At 27.8% G+C, this 18,161-nt stretch carries 14 protein-coding genes and 3 pseudogenes; 12 read left to right on the top strand and 5 right to left on the bottom strand.

The features are described from left to right. The first annotated feature begins 848 nt into the window (after positions 1–848). The 8 genes from LRB30_RS04810 to LRB30_RS04775 all read left to right on the top strand — a co-directional run bounded on the left by LRB30_RS04810 (position 849) and on the right by LRB30_RS04775 (position 8,317). Positions 849–1,658: a tetratricopeptide repeat protein gene (locus tag LRB30_RS04810; RefSeq protein WP_231019882.1), complete on the top strand. Its 810-nt coding sequence runs from the start codon at positions 849–851 to the stop codon at positions 1,656–1,658. A gap of 58 nt (positions 1,659–1,716) precedes the next feature. Beyond that, on the top strand, positions 1,717–2,499 hold the full coding sequence (locus tag LRB30_RS04805; RefSeq protein ID WP_231013960.1) for a hypothetical protein: 783 nt from the start codon (positions 1,717–1,719) through the stop codon (positions 2,497–2,499). Positions 2,500–2,542: 43 nt separating this feature from the next. After that, on the top strand, positions 2,543–3,583 hold the full coding sequence (locus LRB30_RS04800; protein WP_231013959.1) for a hypothetical protein: 1,041 nt from the start codon (positions 2,543–2,545) through the stop codon (positions 3,581–3,583). Positions 3,584–3,641: 58 nt separating this feature from the next. Beyond that, on the top strand, positions 3,642–4,337 hold the full coding sequence (locus LRB30_RS04795; protein ID WP_231013957.1) for an ABC transporter ATP-binding protein: 696 nt from the start codon (positions 3,642–3,644) through the stop codon (positions 4,335–4,337). Further along, positions 4,330–5,559: an ABC transporter permease gene (locus LRB30_RS04790; RefSeq protein ID WP_231019880.1), complete on the top strand. Its 1,230-nt coding sequence runs from the start codon at positions 4,330–4,332 to the stop codon at positions 5,557–5,559. The genes LRB30_RS04795 and LRB30_RS04790 overlap by 8 nt, the downstream gene beginning before the upstream one ends. Then, entirely contained in the window at positions 5,549–6,277 is a 729-nt protein-coding gene (locus LRB30_RS04785; protein ID WP_231013954.1) for a hypothetical protein, read from the top strand. Before LRB30_RS04790 ends, LRB30_RS04785 begins: the two co-directional genes overlap by 11 nt. A 139-nt stretch (positions 6,278–6,416) precedes the next feature. Then, entirely contained in the window at positions 6,417–7,337 is a 921-nt protein-coding gene (locus LRB30_RS04780) for a hypothetical protein (RefSeq protein ID WP_337924830.1), read from the top strand. A 287-nt stretch (positions 7,338–7,624) separates the two neighbouring features. After that, on the top strand, positions 7,625–8,317 hold the full coding sequence (locus tag LRB30_RS04775; protein ID WP_231019878.1) for a hypothetical protein: 693 nt from the start codon (positions 7,625–7,627) through the stop codon (positions 8,315–8,317). A 108-nt stretch (positions 8,318–8,425) separates the two neighbouring features. Here the strand turns inward: LRB30_RS04775 and LRB30_RS05890 are convergent, their stop codons facing one another. The 4 genes and pseudogenes from LRB30_RS05890 to LRB30_RS04760 all read right to left on the bottom strand — a co-directional run. Then, positions 8,426–8,548 carry a hypothetical protein gene (locus tag LRB30_RS05890; protein ID WP_273700318.1) on the bottom strand — a complete coding sequence of 41 codons (123 nt, stop codon included), beginning with the start codon at positions 8,546–8,548 and terminating at the stop codon, positions 8,426–8,428. Positions 8,549–9,031: 483 nt separating this feature from the next. Further along, positions 9,032–10,099: a hypothetical protein gene (locus LRB30_RS04770; protein ID WP_231013951.1), complete on the bottom strand. Its 1,068-nt coding sequence runs from the start codon at positions 10,097–10,099 to the stop codon at positions 9,032–9,034. A 2,481-nt stretch (positions 10,100–12,580) separates the two neighbouring features. Further along, positions 12,581–13,300 (bottom strand): OspD family protein, encoded by a 720-nt coding sequence (locus LRB30_RS04765; protein ID WP_231013950.1) that lies wholly within the window; start codon positions 13,298–13,300, stop codon positions 12,581–12,583. Positions 13,301–13,640: 340 nt separating this feature from the next. Continuing rightward, positions 13,641–13,985, bottom strand: a pseudogene (locus LRB30_RS04760) (RNA-guided endonuclease TnpB family protein); the annotation flags it as partial. Between the two features lie 517 nt (positions 13,986–14,502). On the opposite strand from LRB30_RS04760, the pseudogene LRB30_RS04755 reads away from it, so the two are divergent. Next, positions 14,503–15,135, top strand: a pseudogene (locus LRB30_RS04755) (P12 family lipoprotein). A gap of 231 nt (positions 15,136–15,366) precedes the next feature. Next, positions 15,367–16,017: pseudogene (locus tag LRB30_RS04750) on the top strand (RNA-guided endonuclease TnpB family protein); the annotation flags it as partial. A gap of 77 nt (positions 16,018–16,094) precedes the next feature. On the opposite strand, the gene LRB30_RS04745 reads toward LRB30_RS04750, so the two are convergent. After that, positions 16,095–16,769, bottom strand: coding sequence for an SIMPL domain-containing protein (locus LRB30_RS04745; RefSeq protein WP_231013949.1), 675 nt, complete (start codon positions 16,767–16,769; stop codon positions 16,095–16,097). 259 nt (positions 16,770–17,028) lie between these two features. On the opposite strand from LRB30_RS04745, the gene LRB30_RS04740 reads away from it, so the two are divergent. Further along, positions 17,029–17,256 (top strand): hypothetical protein, encoded by a 228-nt coding sequence (locus tag LRB30_RS04740; protein ID WP_231013948.1) that lies wholly within the window; start codon positions 17,029–17,031, stop codon positions 17,254–17,256. Positions 17,257–17,273: 17 nt separating this feature from the next. Beyond that, positions 17,274–18,092, top strand: coding sequence for a variable large family protein (locus LRB30_RS04735; RefSeq protein WP_231019874.1), 819 nt, complete (start codon positions 17,274–17,276; stop codon positions 18,090–18,092). The last annotated feature ends 69 nt before the right edge of the window (positions 18,093–18,161 follow it).

The raw sequence follows: 18,161 nt of genomic DNA, 5'->3' as shown, positions 1-18,161 counted from the left end.
TGCAAAAAATCTAGCGTCTTCAATATTTAAAGAATTTCTAGAGAACTTTTTAAGATATTCAAAATCTTTAGATCTTAATTTATCTAAATTAATAATTAAAACAGGCCCTTTGTTTCGTATATTAGTTTTGTCTAAATCGGCATAGAATCTATATTCTATGCCATTTGTTAATATGCTGAATTTAATTTCATATTTAGAATGAAGATTGTAAAAATAATCTAATAATTAATTAAAATGCTTTTCAAGATTTGCCTTGCAATATATTGGCTTCTAATAAAATAGTGTGTTTATTATCTTTAGAACAAAGAACATATTCAACTTTTTTCATTTTTAATAATTCCGATTACAACTTCAGTCTGGATAAATGAAGAATCGGTGTGACAATAGTGCCTTGCATATAAAAATGGATTAATAAAAAATTGTTTTGTTTGGGCTTAATTTTTAACAATGAGTTTGCATTTTCTCACTCTCATCTTTTATTTTTTATAAAATTCATGTTTAAAGCTTTATTTTTGCTTGACATACATAAATTTTATTATTAATAAATTTGAATAAATATTGATTTTTTAGTTTCTTCTTTATAAGAAAAATTAATATTTATTAATCAATAACTTTTCTTGAATTTTAAAAATTCAAAAACATTTACTTATATACATTCTCTTTAAAGTTTAAATGTTGAATTATTTAAATATGATAGACCGTTTGTTTTTTAAAGTATGGTTGTTTTTGTATTGGGGTAAGATCAAATTTCAGAAATGAGTGTACAGTATTGAATTTATTTTTTTTATTATTTTTTCAAAAAAATTATAATTTATTAAGTATTGAACTAAAGTTTGAATGGGGTAATTATGAGAGAAATTAGTTGTTGTTTTTTATTATTAACTTTTAGTGTTGTTTGTGTATATTCATTTGATGTTTCAAGTAGAAAATTTTATGGCATATTGGAAGGTTATTATTCAGGCAAAATTGAGGAATTGTCAAAAAAAAATGATGAAGATGCCTATATATATAGGTTTGGTAAATTTAAAGAAACATTGAGTGAAATGAGTTCCGGCATCAAGTTATATTTTGTTAATCTTGTTGATTACCAAATTGCCAGACTTCTTCAGAATAAAGAAGGAAGAAGGAATTCTTCTAAAAGTTATTCTGTTTTAAAATCCACTCAAAAATCTCTTTTAGAGCTCATTGAATCAAAAGATTTTAAAGGTTTAGAAAAAACCATTCAAAGTGATATTTACAGGATTTTGGGAGATGTTAATTTAATGCTTTTGAGGTATGCGGGGGGTGCAGCTTTAAGCAGGCTTGCAAATGAGGCTAGAAAATATTTTGAAAAGTCCTTAAAAATTAATAGTAAAAACTCATTTGCCAATACTTCTATTGCAAGTTGGTATTTATATGCCCCAAGGGTTGCGGGGGGAGATCCAAATAAAACTTTGTCATTTGCTCAATTAGGGTTTAAACATGGTCAAACAGATGTGGAAAAATATTTCGCAAATATATGGATAAGTCAAGCTCATTTCCTTCTTAAAAATGAAAAAGAAAGCCTTAAATATATACTCAAAGCCGGTGAAATATTTCCCAACGGAGCTTTTCACAAGATGGTTCTAGAACAAAACAAGGTTGGAAATTTGTTTATGGATTTTCCTATAAAAAATTAGTTAAATAGGAGGCTGATATAACTCATTTAAGATTTATGAGTTATGAGGTGATTTTTATATGTTAAGGGTATTGTTAATTTTTTTAGTAAATATTAGCTTATTTTCTTTTGAAAAAGAGGTCAAAGTATATATAGATAAAATAGAAAGCGTTCATACTAAATATTGTTCTGGTAATTTTGAGTTTGATTTTTTTTCACCCGATAAAATTTTTACAAATGAGCTTCAAAGCATAGAAAATGTTATTTTAATGAAATATAGAAGGGAAAGTATTGAATATAATTACTTAAATTTACTTATGTCTTTGGTTTTTTGTGACGTTTCTTACTTAATTAATGATCCACATAAATACAATGATTTGATTCAAAAACTAATTCGCAATTATAATTGTGCTTTGAAAATTTCTTTAGAAGATGATAATGTTCCAGCGGATTATTTTCGGGCATTGGGAGAGCTTGCTATAAATTTAATACCGCACAATAGGAAAGGATTGTATTTTTATTTTGTTAATGCCAAGAGGCATTTAGAAACAGCTTTAAAAATAGATGGTGATAACGTTAAAGCTTTTATTCCCCTATCTATTTTATATACAGTTAGAGTGTCAAATAGAGATTTTTATAAAATTCTATTTGCAAAAAGCTATATTGATAGAGCAGAAGACAGCAATCTTAATGATAGGCAAAAATATTTGAAAGAATTAGTGAAAAGTTCTTTTTTAATTCGTACTAATAGAAGATTGGAAGCAATTGAATGTTTAAAAAAAGCCACAGCCATATTTCCTAATGGAAATATGGCTGTATTGGCAATTGAAAAATTAAAAGAGGGTAATTCTTTCTACTACTAGAAAATTATTTAGAATTTAATTTCAATTAAGATCGAAGGTATTCATGAAAAAGTTTTTATTTTTAATATTGCCCTGTTTTGGGGTGTTTGCAAATGATTTAGATGGTGAGCTAGGTGATTTTGTAATAAGCGGAGTGGATTTTGAATTTCGTCTTGATTATCTTAGTGTTCCAAATAATTTTGAAAATAATTTTGATTTTATTTTGAACATTAAGGAAAATGATTCAAAAATTTCACCTTTTTTTAGATTGGGAACCGATTATTCTAAAATGTTTTTATTTGGCACTGGGCTTGCTTATGATTTTAGGAAATTTTTTTCTAAGGTATTTTATGAAATTAGGGTTCCGTTTATTTTTGATTCTAAAAATATTGAACATATTGGTAATTTTGAGGTTGGTTATAATTTTGATTATTTAAGACTTGAAAATAGATTTAGATCGGGATTGATGAATAATTTAATCAAGGAAACAGAAGCTAATGTTGGCGGGTCATATCATAATGCTTTAACCGTGGAAAACACGGTTGCCATTTTACTTCCAATTTATTATTCAGAATTTCAGCGAGCAGATATTAGAACGTCTTTCTTATATAAGTATTTATCAGATAATAATGAACAGTTTTATAGAGTACATTGGAATTTAAAATATCTTGTTTCTATTCCTTTTGGAGAACTGGGATTTAAGGCCGATCTTGGAGTGGCAGGCGATTTTAAAAAGTCTTCGTCTTCTATCTTTGAAACCGGATTTGATTATAATGCTTTAAATTTTTATGCTTTGACTATTCCCAAAATGGATCAAGAAAGTCTTTATTTTAATGTTGTTTCTAATTTTGGATTAGAGTATAGATTATTTTTCCTTGAATCATTAAAAAATCTTGCTTCTGATTTATTTTTAGTATTGTCTGCAGATATTGGATATGGGATAAAAGAGGATTTGCTTTTAGATAAAGGAAAGTTTCTTTATATTTTGGGTTTTGGAATAGGTTATAAATTATTTAAGGAGGTTCCTTTTGTTTTCAAGGTTGGCATTAATCAGGATAAAAAATTATCATTTGGATTTTTATTAAGTTCAATAATTTTTGAGTGATATTATTTTGGCAAAGCTTTTTAAATTTTATGGGTGAATTTGAAATATAGGAGGTTTTGTGGGGAATGTTAATTTAGATTTAAAATTGGTTAATAAAAAATACAAAGTTGGACAAGAAATTATTCATGCAAATAAGGATATTTCACTTAATTTAAAATCAAGGGACATGGTTTGGATTTCAGGACCTACGGGGAGCGGCAAGACAACTTTAATGAATTTGCTTTCTGGAATAGATTCTCTTGATACAGGAGAGATCCGCTTCAACTCAACTCTTTTGAGTTTAATGAATGAAAAGGATAGAACTTTGTTTAGAAGGTATAATGTAGGGTTAATCTTTCAGCATTTTGAGCTTATCCCAAGTCTTACAGGTTTTGACAACATTTCATTGCCTCTAAGATTCTCAAGAGAAAGTGCTAAGCGATTAAAGTCTAAAGCGGAAGAATTAATAGAATTCTTCAAACTTTCAAAGTTTGTGAATAAAAAACCTAGATATATGTCTGGAGGACAAAGGCAAAGGATAGGAATAGCAAGAGCCTTTGTTTATGATCCCAAATTAATAATTGGAGATGAAATAACTAGTCATTTGGACAAAGAAACAGCTATTTTTGTTTATACTTCAATACAAAAGTATCTTAAAGAGAAGAATGCAATTGGGATTTTTGTTTCTCATGATTATAATTTAAAAAATTTGGCTAATAAACTTTATAGAATAGAAGATGGAGTGCTGTCTTTAGTGGGAGGTGAGTGTGTTTAAATTGGCTTTTTACAATATCTTTAGAGATTTAAGGCGTACAATCATATTATCTTTACTTCTAGCAAGTTCTGTGGTATTTTTATTGGTTTTTGTTGGATATATGAACTTTAGTAGAGAGGGGATGGAAAAGAGCTTTGTTAGTTCAAGTGGTCATATTCAAATTGCGAAAGAAAATTATTTTAATCCTAAATTTAGCAACCTTAAGAATGGGCTTTTACTTGAAGAAAAGGATATTAATTTGATACGGAATGAAATAGCTAGTTATGATGAATTACAATCTACCAATTTAATAGTTAATTTTGATGGCCTTCTAGGCAATTCTTCGACAAGTAACCCAGTTTTTGCATTTGCCTATGAAGATCCAGATATAATTACAAGCAGCCTATCTTTATTAGAGGGTGAGCCCATTTTTCACGATTCTAATGCAGGTGAGTTTTTGCTTGGTAGTAATTTGGCCGCTTCGTTTGGTATAGAAAAAATAACAGAAACCAATTCTGATCTTACATTAATGACAAATTTGCTAGGGAGAGGTTTGAATTTCCAAAATATTAAAGTTGCTGGAATTATAAAATTTCCATTTTCAACAGCAGATAATATTTTTGCAATTACTACTATTAAGACTTTAAAAGACCTGTTTGCATTTGAGGGTGGAGCACATGTGATCCAAGTATTTTTAAAGGATAGTTCTACCTTAGAGACTTTTAAAAAGAAATTAGATAATTTTAAAAAAAATAAGGGGATTTCATTTGATTATAATGACTGGTTTGAGATTAATCCTTACTTTAAATCTGTTTTAGGGATGACTAGAACAACATTTATGTTTATATTGGTCTTAATATCTCTTCTTATATTTATTGCATTTTTCCAGATAATGACAGCATTAAGCATTGAGCGCACTAGAGAGCTTGGTACATTAAGAGCAATTGGTTTAACCAAATTGGAACTTTTTTGCTCTCTATTTTTAGAAATTGTTATTATTTCTGTTGCCAATATTATTGTAGGAGTAATATTGGCTTATTTTGCTAAACTTTTTATTCAGTTTCAAAAAATTAGCTTTACTCCTCCAGGCTATTCAGAAACATACTACATCAACATATTTTATTATGCTAGTGATATAATATATGTTTCAATTTTCATGTTAATTCTTGCTATTTTTTCTTCTATTTTGCCATTTAGCAAAGCAAGTAAGAAATCGGTAGTAGAGGTAATGAATGATGCTTAAGATTTTTGTAATTGTTTTCAATTTTTGTGTTTTAAATTTGTTAAATGCTGGAGATGGGAAAAGTTTAATAAAAGAATTTGAAAATCTATATTATCCCCAATTAAAAAATGGAATTTATGCTTTCAAAATGAATTTTAAAATTAACATAAAAAATAATTTAGAAGAAAGTGTGGGGCTAAGAATTATTAATGTTGATAATAAGGATGTGCGTTTAATTTATATGTCAGGATCAAAAACGGATTTTGCCTTTTTATCTATTAGGAATAAAGGGCATTTTATGCTAGGAAGACAAGCCAAGATTCCAATTAAGGTAAGCTCATCCTATAAAGTTAAGGGCGCATCTGAGCTTAAAGATATTTTGGGTTTAAATTTCAATACAGATTTCGTTTTATTAAAATCCGAAGATAATAGGGTTGAATTTCAATCAAAAGAAAAATCAATATATCCATTTGTAGATTTATTAAAAATTAATAAAAATGATTTTAAAACTTTACACAAAGACAAGAAATTAAAAATTCTAAAAGAAGTAATTTATAGAAAGGGAAATATTAAAGGAATTGATGCTTTTGTTTATTTTGAAATTGAAGATAAAGCTTTTAACGATTCTAGTACCAAAATTTATGTGGAAAATATTATTAGTACTAATCTGAATAACTCTATTTTTAGCTTAAAAGGATTTAATAGAATATTTGATTTATATTCAAGGTATATAAATTGAGAGCGTAGAGGGATAGTTAATATTGGTATTTTTTAAAAAATTTTGTTTAATTCTTTTTTTTGCTTTACCTGGTTTTTTGTTTTCTGAATCCTCTTTGTTTTTAAAGGAGCATTTAGGATTCAAAACAAAATTCTCTTTATTGTTGCCCGATGAAGATAAAAAAGATTTTTTTGGTACAGGAGCTTTACAATTTGCCAATGAAGCTTATTTAGGATTTTTATTAAACTATAAAATATTAGAATTTGGCATTGCACCTTCTTTTATTGTGCAAAATAATGATCAATATTTTAGTTTTAATAAATTGTTCTTCAATTTAAGCTTTAATGATTTTATTTTTAAATTAGGTAGGCAAAATTATTATTTAGGAAATGGATTAATTGAAAATATTGTTTTAAAAAGGACCACAATAGAACCAGAATGGTTTTTTGAGTTTTATTATTTTATTTCTAATTATTCTGTCTCTTTGGGTTCTATGTTAGACAAAGAAAGCCTAGATAAATTTTCATCTCCCAAATATTTATCCCCTTGGCTTTATTTTCAAGCATCTTTTAATGAAGTTGATTTACTTGCAATGGTTGAATTCCCATTTAACATTGAAAATAAAACTTTTGATATTACTGTTATTTTTGATTTTTTATTTGAAATTTATAGTGGAGTATTTTTTTACTCTACTATAAGACAAGACCTACTTTGGTCTAAAAATTATAAATTTGATGATGATGACAATAGATTTTTGCTTGGTCTTAGATATTATATTAGCTTTGAAAATGACGTTTTTAATGATTTGTCGATAGTATTTGAGAGTTATTCGAAGAATAATAATTATTTTTTGGGAGCTGGGATTAAACTAGCATGGATTTATGAGCTACTCCAAACGACGGTTTCTTTAAGAACCAATCTAAATACTCATTCCTTGCAATTCTATTTTGAAAATAATTTTTTAATTCTTAAAGAATGTTCTTTAAAGGTGTCAAATATATTGGAATTTAATAAAAAGATAAATCTTAAGGATACTCCTTTTTACAATATGTTTAGCATTGAACTAAAAATTGAATTATAAGATTTCTAGTTGGTATATTATATTTTTTTATATTATATTCAAGATGAGTGTATTATGAAGCTGGGAGCAGATAAAATTATAAGGCAAAAAGATAGATATTGTTTAAAAACTTAAAAACATAAAGCCAACAAAGGGTATAAATATAACAAATAAACAAATAATTTAGCAATTTATTTAAATTTACATTAATAGATAAAATAGGTAATCTCAAAAAGATTAAATGCCGGATGGGTAGTAATCCCAATAAAATGATGTAAATTACTCTTGTAAAGAGAGGTTTAAATATGATGAAAATATATTTATATTTGTTTAGTGTCTTTTTAACAATGTCTTGTAAATTATGGTATTCAAATTTAAATGACACTGTGGAAAAAGGTGGTGACCACTCGAATCCTAAGGTTGTGGGTGTAAAAGGTATGCTTGAATCTGCATTGAAAATTAAGGCCTTAATTAAGGAGGATAATCCTAAAGATGTGGCTGAAAGGGCTAGTATTTCTGCCAAGGAATCTAAAGATAAAGTTTTAAGTAGTAAAAAGGAGAACGCTAAAATAGCATTGGGAGATGCTCCAATGCTTGTAAGAAATATTAGAGAATCAGCCGAAAAGCTTGATGAAGCTGTAAAGCTATTGGTAACTTCAGGATATGGTGCCTCATCATCCCCTCTTACAGATAATATGAAGGTTGGAATAGATAGAATACGCTTATTAGACAAGATATTAGAGGTTGTGAATCCAAAAATAAATGAGATCGATAATGACAATTTTGATGATAGTATCTGCAAAAAAATAAAGGAAGTGGTAGATGAATTCAATAAGAAGGAAAAGGATGAGTATGGTTATTCTATAATAAGCTTGAATTCTTATCCCAGAGAAAAAGGAAAAGATTTGGTTAAGAAATGTATAAATGAGTTAATGAAAGATGTAGAGAAATACTTTGGCGACGTTAAAAATATATTTGCCAACTTCTTTATCTTAGTATGATTCAGTAAGTCCAATAGATAGTGTTATTATGTGCAAATGTTATTTTAAATAATTTTAGTCTGGTAATATTAAAAGGTAGCTCTTTAATAAAAAATCAAATGTAAATGTTTACTCTGAAAGCCCCCGGAGGCTAGATAATGGGATTAAGAAAAATCCGATAGTTCTTATCCATCTTATCACATTGAGTTTGTTGTAATTTTTAAATGAATTATAAATTACAACAAACTCCATATGGTTGTCCTAGGAGGATTTGGATTCTTAAGTGGGGGCATATTTTCTTTGAATTTGTAATATATGATAAGAAAAAATGGTGCAATATTTAGTATCTGTAATTTAAAGACTGATAATTTTTTATCAGAGTATAATTTTTAAACACCAGAAGAGGAAAATAAGCCTTATTAAGAAATTAAATAATTTTATTTAATTAAATAGATTATTTAACAATCTATTTTTATATGAATTTTATTATAGCATAATTTTATAAAACTTTAGTGTAGAATGATTTCTTTTTTCTATTGATAATATATATTTATAAATTTGCTTAAGATGGTTTTTGAACAAAATAAATAGGACTTAGAGTGTCTTTTGTGACAAGTATTTTTGCATTCTTATATACTCCGTTTCTATCCTATATAAAATAAATTATATATTAAAAAGCTTAATAGAAATGTTTAAGAATATTTTATGTATTTCCCCAATTATTATATTTATTATTTATTTATCTTTATTTTTAGGCTTAACTGCATTATAAATAGTTCTTAGTTTCTCGATAGCAGCAATCATTTTGTCTACCTCTTCGCCCGTTTCCTTATTAGCAAACATATTTGCTCTTTGAAATCTATTTTCGTTATCAAGAGCTATTCCGGTAATAGCACCCACAATAACATCAATAGCATGGTCTCCTTTATTGCCATTGGCATACTTCTCAGCAGCCTCCTTAAATTCATTAACAGCTGTAATAAATTCGGCAGAAGATAGCCCAGATGCTATAACGGCAAAAGCATTGGCATAGGCTACACTAGCTGTTTCTATGGTCTTTTCAGAAACAGAAAGAACATCTTTAACTGTTTTTAGATTATCTAAATTTTTCTTCTTTTTCTCCTCACCAGCTTTTTTAGTCTCTGCATAATCGTTTTCTTTTTCTATGTGATTTTCAGCTTCTTTAGCCCTTTTTATAACTTCCTTATATTTATTAATTGCACTATTCAAAGTGCTATCGTCATAACCAGTTGCAGCTTGTTTTAGCATTTTGTTAAGTTTAGAATACTCTTTATCTAGTTGATTGTTCTCTAGGTTGGTAAGGGCTTGGCTACGCCTTGCAGAAGGGCCTTCACTAAAACATTCAATACCATAATCAGCACAACCAGAATAAGTGGCAATAGTATTATAAGAACGTGTATATTTGTTATAAATAGAATCTAGCGTTCCTTGATATGTTATAGTTTTTCCAAAAAAGGTCTTAAGCTTATCCATATCTTCTTCGTTTAATTTGCCAGTAGTATTTTTTTGGTCGTATTTACTAACACTAGAATCAGGATCATCAGCAAGCATAGGTTTGCTATTAGCATGATCTGTAACTTGAGCTAAAGCAACTTTACTAGTAGTAGTATCACCTTTTTTGTTTCCGTCTTGTTCTAAAATGACTGAACCTATATTGCTAATACCCACAGTAGTACCACTTAAAGATGTGTTTTTTTTATTTGCATCATCACTTCCATAGAATTTACATGATACAAACATTGTTGTTAATAATATTAAGATAAACGTATTGCCTTTTATCATTCTTTTTTTTATTCTCTCCTTTAATTTATTTATTAAGTTTAAATAAATAAATTAATTAATTAATAAATTAAAGCTATATTATATATCAAATATATTATATGTTTTTATCCTGTATAAGGAAAGTAAAATATTGGTTTTTGATGGATGTTTTATTGAAGCGCAAATACCGCGGTTGTTTGTGTCTATTTTTTACCTAATATATAGGGAAGATAAACCAATATGAATACACATGTAATTTAAAAAAGATAACCTTGATGATATTAGGGGTAAGGGAGAAGTTTTGATGGGTTGATTCTAGTGATTCATTAAGTAATACAGACATAAATTGATTAAATTGATTAGTTTAGGCGTGGGGCTTTTTAAGAGCTTTTCAGCTAATATCTTTTTTTTGATAGTATTTTAGTTTAATTTATATGGCAATGAGCTTCTTAGGGCATTAGTATTAATTTTAAATAGGGTGTGAAAGTATGTAAGAGGGGAGAATTTGATAAAGATTAAGATAGAACAATTAAGGAGAATAAACAAGAGGATAGCAGTAGATAAAATTAAATAAAATGAAATTTAAATTTATATTAATTAATATTTAGTATTAATCGTTTTATATTCGAATTGAGCCGTTTGTCTATTATGAGCAGTGGAAATTAGACTTGGTTTAAATATTTGTAAAATCTTTGTAAATAGAGAGCTGCAGAATAAAACAAAAAAACATGTCTTAAGAGATGTGCTTTTTTGTTTTATTCTTAAATTTCGATTTTAATTAAAAGTATAATACAGGTAAAAGGAGATGTTAAGGGAGAGTATTTAGAGAGATAGAAATTATTTTAGATCAAAACTTATGCGGGGGAGTACTAAGGGTGAAGTTTTGGATAATTAATTGGAGTCTAAGTGTTAAAATAAATATTTTATTTTTTTATTCTTAAAGAAAGAGAAGTTTTTTGCTTCCGGCAAGATCAAGGAATTGTTTTAAATGTCTTATAGTAATTTTTTTTTAAATTTATAAGTTAAGAAGGTAGAAGGTAAATTAAAAGTAAAATAAGACTTTTGAAAAGTTTAATTTGAAATTGAAAATCAAGTTAAGGATCTAAAGTACTAAGAAAATTCTTCAATGAGTTGAGCAGATATGGAATAGTTATTTTAAACTCTTTTTTGGGGGTATTTTAGAAGTGGTTTAGAGGCCTGTTTATTTATAATGATGAAAATTAAGCTATAAAGATGAAAATATGGAATAATAAATTTCATTTTTGATATGGTCTTGGAAACCAAAATTACAACATATTAAGTCAAAATCATTAGTCAAAACCTTTTATAAAGTACTATCTATTAGTTATACCCGCTCTTTGAGATTCTTTTAACCAAGAATTAAAAAAAAAGAGCAAATTCCTAGTTGATTAATAAAGCCTAGGGGTTTATTGGATATTGTTTTTCACACATGCTTTTTCAATATAACTAAGTTAATAATTTCTTAGAATTGATTATTACGGCTTTCATTAATTTATATTATAAGTCTATTATGGACAATAATATATTAGATTTTTTTCTCGATGTCTTTGTCTATGTCCAATTAGTAGAAAGTAGTTTTAATTAAGCCTTCAAACCTTTTTACCGTGTCTGGATAAATGATGTTAAAGTCGTAATGAAGCACGCGGGGCTAAAAAATATGCTTAATAAGCATAAACAAAAAACACTTAACGACAAGATGGATCAAGTAAAATTAGACTTTGATAAATTTAAAAGGATATATGACACTTTTAAAAGTTTAGACGTTATGTAGTAAAATAAAGTCGTAAAAAATAATAGTTGCTTTTGCAAAGTTTACTATAAGAGAACATTTACTTTTGTAGCACAGATATAAAAACAATCCTATTGCTGTCCGGGAATAAATATTTCCAATACCCAGTAAAATGGAAATATTAAACTCTTAACTGGTTTACTAAGTTCACTTTTACTTCCGTTATTTTTATAAAAAGTTCAATTCTTTTTATTTCTATCTTTTCATCTAATTTTTTTATTTCATTTTTAAATTCATCTTTAAATTCCAATAATTTGCTTTTCAAGCATGCTTATTCTAGTTTCTAGATTCTCATTATTAGAATCTAAATTACGAAGTAACGTGTACTCTGCAGCATCTTATGGAAAATCCTTATCAAGATAAGATGGTGGTATTAAAAAATTACAATTCTTTTTGGTTCACTCTTGATATTGCTTATTTCAATACCAATTCATTATGTGTTTCATTTATTTACTTATTAAGTCAATATTCAATAATAAGCGTCTATGCCTTTTAAATACAAGATAATAGTAAGTATTGTATAAAAACAAAAACACCATTATTAATTTCTTTTTATTACAGAAATAAAAACAGAGTTAAATGTATATTTCCCTGTAGATTTCGTTTTTAATTAAAGATTTAATAGAGAAGGAAGGATAAGCTAGCACTAATTGTTTTTCCTTCCTCCTTCTATCTTTTATTTATTAATTTATTTAAGTATTTAACAAGGCTACAACTTCTTGCGCTATTTCCTTTACATTCTTAGCTATTTGTAATACTAACTCTGCCACTTCTTTTATATCCGCAAGCTTTGTATTGTTCGTAGTTTCTGTCTTTATTTTATCCAATGTCTCTTTGACTGTATTTTCTACATCAATTAACTTATCTTTTGCTTCTACTGTAGCTTTCCAAGCTATTTCTACAGCCTCTTTAGCTTGTTTTATTTCAGCAGAATCAGAATAGTCAGATTCTGGTTCTGATTCTGATATTTTTTGTTGCTCTTTATACAGTTTTTGCATGTTTTGTTCTGCTGCTTTAGTAAGGCTATATGCTTCTTTTGCAACATTAGACGCAAGTATTGCTTTATCACTAGAGTTCTTTATTTTTTCTAAATCTATTTCTGCCATTTGAGCTAAATCATGCATATTTTTTGTTGCACCTTTTACCTGATCTGCAGCAGATGAAATTAAATTAACTCCATTTATAACCGCTTCTACAACTTTATTTGCCTCATTTGATGCATTTAAATTATCTGTTGTATTTTTGGCTTCTTTTAGTGAATTTGTAGTTTTCCCTAATAACTGATTTAACTCACTTAATATACTCTGTTTTTTTGATTCGTATTTTGATGATAATTCTTGTTTATCATGAACACAAGATATTGAGAGCAATAAAAATAAACTTAACAGCAGCATTTTTATTAATTTTTCCATATTTATACTCCTTAAACATAATGTTTTAAATTATATTTTAATATCAATATATTTTAATATCAATATATTTTAATATCAATATATTTTAATATCAATATATTTTAATATCAATATATTTTAATATCAATTGCCCAATTTTTATTTATCTTGGCTAACTTAAGTCCAAGAAAACACTGGTGAGTACTGAAAAGATGTTTAGTGATGTTAAAAACAAACAAATAAATTTAACTTTTATAGAAAATTGTCTTTAATTTGCAGCGTTATCTTTAAAGCTCTATGTGACAAGCTATTAGATATAGCTAGCAATCTTTATCTAATAACTGTATTCCTACATTATTTATTTATCATCATTATCTTTTTCTACTACTACATTTTTAATAAGTTCATTGTCTTTAATGCTCCTATGTAGACATAATTTTACAAACCCTATTTTAGGTAGTTTTATATAATCATTCTCTATTCTTATTGAGTTTTTTTGATTATTAGTTCTAAAAGTTTGCCTATTTTTCTTACTTTTATATTTAGGAAATCCTTGTGTTCTATTTCCCTTTTTAATTTCTCTAAAAAAATTATTATACGCAGAGTTTAAGTCAAGTTGGACATTACAAAGAGCTAAACTATCAACTTCCTTTAAGAAAAGAAATTCTTCTTTATATTTACTTGGATAAGTAATTAAACTTTGTTTTTTAGTTAAACAATTTGTTAGTTTCTTTCTAAAGTGAAATAGTATTTTAAGCTTATCATATATTCTACTAATGATTAATAAATAAAAAAGTATAAATTTTTATTTATATTTTGTTGTAATTTAAACAAAATGATATATATATCATAAATAATAATTATTATTTATGATATATATTCTCAATAGAGAGGAAAGGAGAATGTTTTTATGCAAAAAAATTTGTTTTTATATACATTGTGTTAGCGATAGGATTGATATCTTGCAATCTATACTCTAAATTGCCTAATAAAGAGCAAAAAAATAACAATGATATAAAAGAAGCTTTGGGGTAGTGTTCAAGAAAATGCTCTTAATAATTTATATGATAATCAAGAAGAAAAAAAGGGTTTTAAAAATTTTGAGGAATTGAAAGATGAGAGTTTAATTGCTCCCGTAGAATCCTTATCGTTCACAAGGCCTACTGTAGGGAATGTAGGGCTTGCAGTTTTCCCTGTAGAGCCTACGGTATGTATCTTTAGAGATATCTGATAATAAGGTTAGTATTCCAACCATTTCAATTGAGCATAATCAAAAAAAAGATATAAAAAAAGAGGATTTTTTCCCTTTTACTAAGGAAGAAAAGAAAGCGGATAAAGCAATTAAAAATATAGAGAGTCTTATTAGAGACTCTGGATTTCCCGAGTTAATTAAGAGTGTATGTTCACTTAAACATGGATATACTTTAATAAGAAATGATTTTTATGATGTGACAACTAAGATTGTGAATAAAAGAACAGCATTAATAAAAAATGATCATAACAATAGAAATAAAAGAAATCAAATAAAGGAACTAGCACAATTGCAAAATAATTTAAAGATAGGGGACGAACTTGATGAAATTATGGTTTGCATTGATATTGCAGAACAAGAGATAAAATCTGCGGCTTTCTTTTTTAATGAAGCTAAGGAAAGTTTAAAAGAAGGCATTATTAAAAGATTGGAAAGTGAAAATAGGGTAGCATCACAATTATCTAGACGGGCTTTAAATAAAGCAGAAGATGCTTTAAAGAGCTTAGAGACTTCTTCTTCTTTTTAAAAAGGTTTGGCAATGGGGAGAAGGAGGATTATAAAAGAATTGATTGAAAATGCAAAAACTGTTTTAAGTAAGTCTTGAAATGGATAAGAAAATATTTAAATATATTTAAATTAGAGTCTTCTTTAAAAGAAGGCTCTCTTATATTAGTAATCATGCACAGAATTATACTAAGATATATTCTTTTTTATTGATTTAATCATTGACATTATAAAAATAGTTATACTTCTTCTAGCCTTACGTCTATACTGGTCATTAAAAAATGATAGCAAAAGTATAGATTCTCCTAATAATTTAGATAACAGTATATAATATTATATTTCAATAGCAGTTGAGTGATTAGATACTAAAAATAACAATGAAACTAAAGGTGATAAAAAAGAGATAGTTGGTATTGATATGAGTATGAGACATTTTTTAGTAGGTAGTGAAGGTGAGAAAACCAATCATCCTAAATATTTACTAAAAAATGAAAATAAACTTAAGAAATACCAAAGAAAATTATCAAAAAAGCAAAAAGGTTCTGTTAATAGAACTAAATCTAGATTAAAAGTTGCTAAGCTGCATAAAAAAATCTACAATCAAAGAAAAGACTTTTTGCATAAATTATCTTATTATTTCGTATCCAATTATAAAAACATAGTCATAGAAAATCTATCAATTAAGGGCATGCAAAAAGGAATGTTTGGGAAAAGGATTAATGATTTAGGATGGTCTGAGTTTGTAAGACAATTATCATATAAATCAGAATGGCATGGATCCTCTTTGTATAAAGTAGATAGATATTTCCCATCAAGTAAACTGTGTAGCAGTTGTAACATTAAAAATACAACTCTAAAATTAAGTGATACTAGGTGGACTTGCAGTAATTGCAACACTTTGCATGATAGAGATATAAATGCAAGTCTAAATCTTAAGACTTATTCTTATAAAGAAAGAAAAACTAAGGCAGGAATTGTCTAAATTTAAGCTTGTGGATCATGCTCTAGTGTGTTGTGGATGAGAAGACGACGATATATGACTGTTTTTCTTGTAAGAGCCTAAAAAGCTATCATAGAAATTTTTTTTGGATAATGCTCTTGGTTACCCAAGCTTCTATCAATAGGAAGAAATTCAAAATACCCTTGATTTGCATTTTTAATTTTTCCTAATTTTGAACTTGAATGTTTTGCAAATTCCAAAGCTGCCAATTTCGCATTTCTAATTGAATCTGCTAACATTTCGGGTTTTATATCATTAATATTGTCAAAATAATATCTTGGTCCCCCACTGCTACTAATCAATATGCCCTGATTATAAAGCTCAGCAATATTTTTTTCTGCCGCTTCCATTTTCTCAATATTTTTTGTGTGGACATTTAAAGATATATATGCTTTATATTTATATAAAGACTCTTTATAATTCTCTTCACTAAATTCCATAAATCCTATTTTTATATGATCTTCACTAAATCCATGTCTTAAGAAAAAACTTATTATCTTGGATAAGCTTAAATTATTTGCTTTATTAATACTATTAATAGTATTGCCAGTCAAGCTATATCTGAGCTCCCAATTAGCGGATGTTGATAAAATTTCTTTTTCGCTAAGACCTTTAACCGTAATATAATTTTCATTTTTAATACCAATGTTTGTTATTCCATGAGATATTATAATTGATGATATTAAAAAAAGTAACGAAAATAATAAGAAATATATTTCTTTTTTTCTAAACATAGATTATGTCTCCTAGAAGCAATTATAAATATATGTTATAATTGACGAGTTAAATTTATTTTAACATATTATTTAATATTGATAAATCTGAAAACATTTTGCAAATTAAAATTTAATGTTTAAAATATGAAAATTTATTTTTATATTTTAAACATTTGTATAGTCTATATAAGATTTAATATAGTAATTAGTCTGGGGAATGGTTATCGAAGATTAATAATATAATTTATAATTTTCATTAGTAGGATAGGAAACTTATATGAAAAAAGCAATTAATGCAATATTTATGGCGACTTTTCTAGTTTTTATAAATTGTAAAAACAATGCAGGAGAAGAAGTTACAGCCGACAACAACGATGCAACAACCAAATTTTATCAATCACTTGTAGAACTAGAACACGGATTCTTAGATGTTTTTAACTCTTTTGGTGGATTAGTTGCTGAGATATTTGGGGACTTAAAGGAGATCCAAAAAAATCAGACGTAAAAGAATACTTTAGTTCTATGGTCAAGAAATTAGAAGATACAAAAAAATATATTGAAGGCTTACAGAAAAAAGAAAACAATACAGAATCAGGAACAGATATAGCAAGTTCTGTAGAGAGTGTAGTTAAAGAAGTTAGCGAAATGCTAGATAAACTCTTAGCTGCTGGAAAGAGAGTTGAAAAAGTCGATTTTGGTGGTAGTGACGCGATAGGGAATGTTGTTGAAGAGGATGAAGGAGTTGGGGCTAATGAAGGCAGTGTTAAGGGAATTGCTAAGGGGATAAAAGAGATTGTTGATGCTGCTGATGCTAGAAAACAAGTGATGGAGGCTACAGATTCTAATACTGAAGTGGGTGTGAATGCAGGAAAGATGTTTGGTGCTATTGGTTGTGCTACTGCTGATGATGCTAGCAAGGCGGCTATTGCTGTTAGTTCGGTTAGTGGTGAGCAGATATTAAAGCAGATTATTAAAGCAGCTGCTGCTGCTGACACAAATAATCCAATTGATGCTGCTATTGGGGCGGATGGAGCTGGGGCGACGTTTACTGAGGAGGGCATGAAAAAGGATGATCAGATTGCTGCTTCTATTGTTCTGCGGGGAATGGCTAAGGATGGTAAGTTTAGTTTGACTAATGTTCATTATACTAATGGGAAGGGGAGTGTTAAAAACACAGTCGAGGGTGCGGTTAAGAAAACTCTTGACTCACTCAGTGCAATAGTGCAGAAAGCGGTTGGTGAGGGTTTGAAGAAAGTGTTTGAGGCTGTTAAGGCGGCTGGCAATGGTAGTGGTGGTGCCGGCCTTGCGTCTGCTCCTTGTTTGGGATCTTGGACGTCTTGAGAGAAAGTCTACTCTTTCAGAGAAAGCCGGCTTTCTCTCACACAGGCAATAATTTGATTAATATATTTT

It is taken from the genome of Borreliella americana, from assembly GCF_021043605.1.
Taxonomy (GTDB): domain Bacteria; phylum Spirochaetota; class Spirochaetia; order Borreliales; family Borreliaceae; genus Borreliella; species Borreliella americana.
The sequence above is the reverse complement of the archived record's forward strand: the minus strand, read 5'-3'. Positions and strand labels throughout refer to the sequence as shown.

Excerpts from the sequence above, each read along its gene's own strand:
- LRB30_RS04785 (WP_231013954.1), top strand. The coding sequence starts at position 5,549 with ATGATGCTTAAGATTTTTGTAATTGTTTTCAATTTTTGTGTTTTAAAT.
- LRB30_RS04800 (WP_231013959.1), top strand. The coding sequence starts at position 2,543 with ATGAAAAAGTTTTTATTTTTAATATTGCCCTGTTTTGGGGTGTTTGCA.
- LRB30_RS04735 (WP_231019874.1), top strand. The coding sequence starts at position 17,274 with ATGGTCAAGAAATTAGAAGATACAAAAAAATATATTGAAGGCTTACAG.
- LRB30_RS04810 (WP_231019882.1), top strand. The coding sequence starts at position 849 with ATGAGAGAAATTAGTTGTTGTTTTTTATTATTAACTTTTAGTGTTGTT.
- LRB30_RS04740 (WP_231013948.1), top strand. The coding sequence starts at position 17,029 with ATGAAAAAAGCAATTAATGCAATATTTATGGCGACTTTTCTAGTTTTT.
- LRB30_RS05890 (WP_273700318.1), bottom strand. The coding sequence starts at position 8,548 with ATGGAGTTTGTTGTAATTTATAATTCATTTAAAAATTACAACAAACTC.
- LRB30_RS04745 (WP_231013949.1), bottom strand. The coding sequence starts at position 16,769 with ATGTTTAGAAAAAAAGAAATATATTTCTTATTATTTTCGTTACTTTTT.
- LRB30_RS04765 (WP_231013950.1), bottom strand. The coding sequence starts at position 13,300 with ATGGAAAAATTAATAAAAATGCTGCTGTTAAGTTTATTTTTATTGCTC.
- LRB30_RS04775 (WP_231019878.1), top strand. The coding sequence starts at position 7,625 with ATGAAAATATATTTATATTTGTTTAGTGTCTTTTTAACAATGTCTTGT.
- LRB30_RS04770 (WP_231013951.1), bottom strand. The coding sequence starts at position 10,099 with ATGATAAAAGGCAATACGTTTATCTTAATATTATTAACAACAATGTTT.
- LRB30_RS04805 (WP_231013960.1), top strand. The coding sequence starts at position 1,717 with ATGTTAAGGGTATTGTTAATTTTTTTAGTAAATATTAGCTTATTTTCT.